Origin of the sequence: Arthrobacter sp. 2YAF22_2 (assembly GCF_052114645.1) — a bacterium.
Classification (GTDB): Bacteria; Actinomycetota; Actinomycetes; order Actinomycetales; family Micrococcaceae; genus Arthrobacter.
In genome coordinates, this window is the sequence record NZ_JBFRFD010000214.1 from 1 (window position 1) to 5,827 (window position 5,827).

General features: G+C 67.1%; 4 protein-coding genes. 2 read left to right on the top strand and 2 right to left on the bottom strand.

The window, feature by feature from the left end; genetic code table 11:
• Positions 1–313 precede the first annotated feature (313 nt).
• Positions 314–1,555 carry an MFS transporter gene (locus AB4Y86_RS10260; RefSeq protein WP_441402135.1) on the top strand — a complete coding sequence of 414 codons (1,242 nt, stop codon included), beginning with the start codon at positions 314–316 and terminating at the stop codon, positions 1,553–1,555.
• A 671-nt stretch (positions 1,556–2,226) separates the two neighbouring features.
• The gene (locus AB4Y86_RS10265) at positions 2,227–3,360 is read left to right on the top strand and encodes a hypothetical protein (protein ID WP_441402136.1); all 1,134 of its coding nucleotides are present in this window, start codon (positions 2,227–2,229) and stop codon (positions 3,358–3,360) included.
• Positions 3,361–3,449: 89 nt separating this feature from the next.
• On the opposite strand, the gene ftsY is transcribed toward AB4Y86_RS10265, so the two are convergent.
• Positions 3,450–4,658: a signal recognition particle-docking protein FtsY gene (gene ftsY / locus AB4Y86_RS10270; RefSeq protein ID WP_441402137.1), complete on the bottom strand. Its 1,209-nt coding sequence runs from the start codon at positions 4,656–4,658 to the stop codon at positions 3,450–3,452.
• 23 nt (positions 4,659–4,681) lie between these two features.
• Positions 4,682–5,827 (bottom strand): AAA family ATPase (locus AB4Y86_RS10275; protein ID WP_441402138.1); only part of this gene is annotated, 1,146 nt, incomplete at its 5' end.

Consider the following 5,827-nt stretch of genomic DNA (forward strand, 5'->3'; position numbering starts at 1 on the left):
GCCGTAGAAGAATGCCAGGCCCGGGGTCATGAACAGCACGAGGGCTGAAGCGACCAGGAGCCAAACGAGACCTGCGGTGAGTTCCATGGTCTGCGTCCTCTCTTGCTTTTGGTGCGGAGTAGTCCGCCGGTCCCAACGCATTTTGCGTTCTAAGAAGAGTCTGCTGGGGCCGTGTTTCACCGACTGGGGATTTACATTGCCGGGTTGTTACAAGAACCTCCCGGAAGTAAATGGTGCGTCTCAGGCTTGTTACGGTTATGTTTCCGGGACCCCATCCGCCCCGGGCCTCCCTCCCGGCACTGAAAGCAGCACCATGAGCAAAGCAACCCGTTCCGCCCACGGAGCCCGGCCCCCGGCGGGCCTGCCGCGTCCCGGCCGGCCCCGCCTGCCACGGGACATCAAGGTGATGCTGGCCGCGGCCTTCCTGATCGCGTTGGGCTTCGGCCTGGTGGCACCGGTGCTCCCCCAATTCGCCACTACGTTCAACGTCGGCGCGACCGCCGCGGCGGTGATTGTCAGTATCTTCGCGTTCATGCGGCTCGTGTTCGCGCCGGCGGGCGGGGCGCTGATCGTCCGGCTGGGGGAACGCCCGGTCTACGTGGCCGGGCTGCTGATCGTGGCGGCGTCGACGGCGGCCTGCGCCTTCGCCCAGGACTACTGGCAGCTGTTGATCTTCCGGGGCCTGGGCGGGGCCGGATCGGTGATGTTCACGGTGGCGTCGATGACCTTGGTGGTGCGGCTGGCGCCGCCGGAGAGCCGCGGCCGGGTCTCCGGCGCCTATGCCTCTGCCTTCCTGATTGGCAATGTGTGCGGCCCGATCGTGGGCGGGCTGCTGGCAAGTTTCGGCCTCCGGGTGCCGTTCCTCGCCTACGCGGCCGCGCTGGTGCTCGCCGCCGCCGTCGTGCAGACCCAGCTCAGCCACGTCCCCGCAGGTTCACGTGCAGCCGGCGACGCGGCGCCGGCCATGCTGTTGCGGGACGCGCTGCGGGACAGTGCCTACCGGGCCGGGCTGGCGTCCAGCTTCGCCAACGGCTGGGCCACGTTCGGGGTCCGGATGGCCACGGTGCCGCTGTTCGCCGTCGCGGCACTGGGCGCGGGGTCGTCCTCCGCGGGCTGGGCGCTGGCGGTCTTCGCGGCGGGCAATGCCCTGGCGCTCACCTTCTCCGGGCGGCTCACGGACAGCCTCGGACGCAAGCCACTGGTCCTCGCCGGGCTGGTCGTCACCGGCCTCGCCACCGCCAGCATCGGCCTGACACACGTGTTGCCCTGGTTCCTGCTGGCCTCGACCGTCGCGGGCGTCGGGGCGGGGCTGCTCGGGCCCGCCCAGCAGGCGGCCATCGCCGACGTCGTGGGCAACGAACGCTCCGGCGGCCGGGTGCTGGCCGCGTTCCAGATGACCTCGGACAGCGGCGCGATCGTAGGGCCGATCATCGCGGGGCTCCTGGCGGACCGGCTGGGCTACGGCTGGGCGTTCGGCGTCACCGGCGGGGTGCTGCTCGTCGCCGCCGTGGGCTGGCTGCTGGCCCGGGAAACGTTCCGCGCCACAGAAAGGTGACTCGCAACTCCGGACACCATCCGTCGGCGGCCAAATTTGGCTAGGCTGTCGGAGTTCCCAACAGAAGCCGGAGAAGTTCTTACATGCCAACCCACGAAGGTCCGTCCGAGCAGAGCCCTGACGACACTTCCCTCGAACGAAGCGATGACGCAAACGCTGTGCAGCGAAGGAATCTCCGTCCCGCCGTCGTGATCTCAGCCATCGCAGTGATTGCCGTGCTGGCGTCGCTGGTGCTTTTCCTGAGGCCAACGACGACGGGCGGTGCGACAGCGCCTCCGGCCGCGAGCACCACCCCCAGCGCGACCACGTCGCAAGCCCCGACCGCATCCGCGGCGGCCCTGCCACCGACTCCCGCAGGCCCCGTCTACAAACAACCCGGACCCCCCGCCGGCTCGCCGCTGGAACCGGTCGAACCGCTGAAAGTCAGTGTTTCATCGGACCAAGTTGGAACAGTGCTCAATAAAAGCACCGCCGGGTTGTCGTTTGAGGCTACTGACCTAGGCGATCCGGCCCTTTCCGCGGACAACAAGACTGTCGTCGCGCTCCTGAATCAAATGGATCAGCCGTTCCTGAGGTTCGGCGGGCGGGCCGTTGACCGTCGCTTCTTCTGGACCTCGTCCGGGGAGTCGCTTCCTGAGAATTACCGTGGGGATAAAGCACACCTGCCACGGGTGGTCGGCCCGACAGACCTGACCCGGGTGGAAGCCCTGCTGGAGGCAACCGGCGCCAAGCTCACGATCACCGTGGACCTCGGACACTACGACCCTGCCCGGGCTGCGGATTTCGTCAAAAACGCAGTCAAAATTTTCGGCGACCGTCTCCTCAGCGTCACCGTCGGCAACGAACCGAACGGATTCGCCGCCGATGGCGTCCGTCCGCAGAGCTACAAAGTCGAGGACTACCTCAAAGAACTGCAGGCCTATGCCTCCGCCATCTACCAGGTCGCTCCCAACCTRCCTATTTCCGGCCCGGGCACCTACGAGGAAAGCTGGTGGAAGCCCTTCGCCGACCTGAAGCTGCCGCAGCGCAAGATCCTTACCTTCCACTACTACGGGCTCTTCAGCTGCGACGGCCGGAACGCCGACAGCTCACCGGTCATGTCGAACCTGATGAGCACCCGGATGCACGAACGTGCCGTGCAGTACATTGGCGAGGCACTCAAAATCGGAAGGGCCGCGGGGATCGAAACCTGGCTGCCGGAGACCGGCGCTTCAACGTGYCCGGGGTCCAACGACATCACTAAAACGCATGCCTCCGCATTGTGGGCCGCCGACTACAGTCTGAACGCGGCGCAGTTGGGCATTTCCAGGCTTGCATTCCACAGCTCCCTGCTCACGTGCGTCGGCGGACCGCCCATGTCAGCCATCTGCAACGGCGGGCCGTACCTGCAGCCCAACGGGTTGCTCTCTCCCCGGGCCAACTACTTCGGCATTGCCATGGTCAGCGCACTCGAGGGCGCAAAGTTCTTGAAGACCAGCAGCACTGGGGGCGGCCTTGCGACCGCCTACGGTTTGCAGAATCAGGACGGCAGCACCACTGTCGTCCTGGTCAACGAAAACAACCCGGAGAAGGCTGCCCAAACAGCCGTGACCCTCATCCTGCCAGGAAAGGCCCGGACGGGAACCATGACACAGCTGACCGGGCCCAGCTACGCCGCACAGGACAGCACACTGATCGACGGGGCCAAATCCGGACCAGTTCCGCTCGCTGACCGTGCCACGGTGGAGGGTTTCCAGCCCGATTCCGCGACGCAGAACATCAAGCTGACCGCGGGCACAGTGACGGTGCTGAACTTCAAGTACTAAGGCACTCCCGTAAGCAAAGTAGCTCGCAATAGGTGCCGTTTTCAGGGCTGAAAACGACAACAAGTGCGAGCTACTTGGGCGGGGAGGGGCTAGTTCAGCAGCGCGTCCACGAAGCTTTCGGCGTCGAAGGGGGCGAGGTCGTCCGCGCCCTCGCCGAGACCCACCAGCTTGACCGGCACACCAAGGGACTTTTGGATCGCGACGACGATGCCGCCCTTGGCGGTGCCGTCCAGCTTGGTCAGCACGATGCCCGTGATGTTCACCACCTCGGCGAAGACGCGGGCCTGGTTCAGGCCGTTCTGGCCGGTGGTCGCATCCAGGACCAGGAGCACCTCGTCCACCTCGGCAAGCTTTTCGATGACGCGTTTGACCTTGCCGAGCTCGTCCATGAGGCCGACCTTGTTCTGCAGCCGGCCCGCTGTGTCGATCATGACGACGTCGACTTCCTGGTCGATGCCGGCCTTGACCGCCTCATAGGCGACGGATGCCGGGTCCGCGCCGTCGATGTCCGACTTGACGGTGGCGACGCCGACGCGCTGGCCCCAGGTGGCGAGCTGCTCGGCCGCGGCGGCACGGAAGGTGTCGGCTGCGCCGAGCAGCACGTCCTTGTCCTCGGCGACGAGCACGCGGGCGAGCTTGCCCACCGTGGTGGTTTTGCCGACGCCGTTGACGCCCACCACCATCATCACGGCGGGCTTGTCCGCGTGGCGCTCGACGTTCAGGCTGCGGTCCATGCCGGGGTCAACCAGCTTGATGAGTTCCTCGCGCAGCATGGCTTTGACGTGTTCCGGCGAGCGGGTCCCCAGCACCTTGACGCGTTCGCGGAGGGCGTCCACGAGCTGCATGGTCGGTTCGGTGCCCAGGTCCGCCAGCAGCAGGGTCTCTTCGACTTCGTCCCAGACGTTCTCGTCGATCTTGTCCGCGGAGAGCAGGGCGAGCAGGCCCTTGCCCAGGATGTTGTTGGACTTGATCAGGCGTTCGCGCAGCCGGGTCAGCCGGCCTGCCACCGGCAGCGGGGTCTCGACCGGAACGGTCTCGAGGCCCGCGACGTTGTCCGGTACCTCGACGGTCTCGAGTCCTTCGACGTCGACGCCGGCCGGCGCCGCCGGTCCGCCGGGCGGGGCCGGGCGGTCCTCCAGCAGCGTCCCGCCGCCGGTGCCCTGCACAGGGTCGTTCGCGTCGCGCGTTCCGGGGTAGTTGGTGATGTTCTTCCGGGTCTTCATGAGCACCGGGATGAGCGCACCGAGGACCACCAGGACAACGAGGATGGGCAGCAGAATGGGAAGGATGTCGTTCACACCCCTAGCTTCTCACAGGGCTCTCAGACCTCGGCGCCCAGCCGCTGGCTGATGACAGTGGAGACGCCGTCGCCGCGCATGGTGACGCCGTACAGCGCGTCCGCGACTTCCATGGTGCGTTTCTGGTGCGTGATGACGATCAGCTGGCTGGACTCGCGCAGCTCCTCGAAGATCGTGATGAGACGGCCCAGGTTGGTRTCGTCCAGGGCGGCCTCCACCTCGTCCATGACGTAGAACGGCGAGGGCCGGGCCTTGAAGATCGCCACCAGCAGGGCCACTGCCGTCAGCGACCGTTCGCCGCCGGAGAGCAGCGAAAGCCGCTTGATCTTCTTCCCGGCGGGACGTGCCTCCACTTCGATGCCGGTGCTGAGCATGTCCGAGGGGTCGGTCAGGACCAGCCGGCCCTCACCGCCGGGGAAGAGCCGCGCGAACACCCGGACGAACTGGGCAGCCGTGTCCTCGAACGCCTCGGCGAACACCTTCTGCACGCGGTCATCGACTTCCTTGATGATGTCCAGCAGGTCCTTGCGGCTGGCTTTGAGGTCCTCCAGCTGGGTGCTCAGGAACTGGTGTCGTTCTTCGAGGGCCGCGAATTCCTCAAGCGCGAGCGGGTTGACCCGGCCCAGCGCGGAGAGGTCCCGTTCGGCCTTGCGGAGCCTCTTCTCCTGCTCGTCGCGGACGAAGGGTTTGCCTTCGATGATCTCGCGCCCGTCCTCGTCCACTGGGGCGCGGAGGGCAGCCCACTTGTCCGCCGTGGCGCCCGCCGCAACCGGCACGGGCCGGTCGGGGCCGAAGTCGGCGACGAGCTGGTCGGCGGTCAGGCCGAGTTCCTCGATGCTGCGCAGTTCGAGGGCTTCGATCCGGAGGCGCTGCTGGGCCCTGGCCAATTCGTCGCGGTGCACGGAGTCGGTCAGCTCGGCCAGTTCGCGCGCAAGGCCTTCATTCCCGCCGCGCACCTCGGCCAGTTCCCGCTCCATCTGCTCGCGGCGCTCCTCGGCGCGGTCACGTTCACGGCGGGCCAGCTCCACCGATACGTCGATGAAGCCGATCACCCGCTCCACGGCGGCGGACACGGCGGCGGCGCGGCCGGCCTGGAGCCGTCGGCGGCGAGCCCGTTCGGCGGCTTCCTCGCGGGCGCGGCGTTCGGTGGCGGCGGCGCGCTCCAGCGA

Bases quoted from the DNA above. Each gene is read 5' to 3' on its own strand.
- AB4Y86_RS10260 (WP_441402135.1), top strand. From the start codon at position 314: ATGAGCAAAGCAACCCGTTCCGCCCACGGAGCCCGGCCCCCGGCGGGC.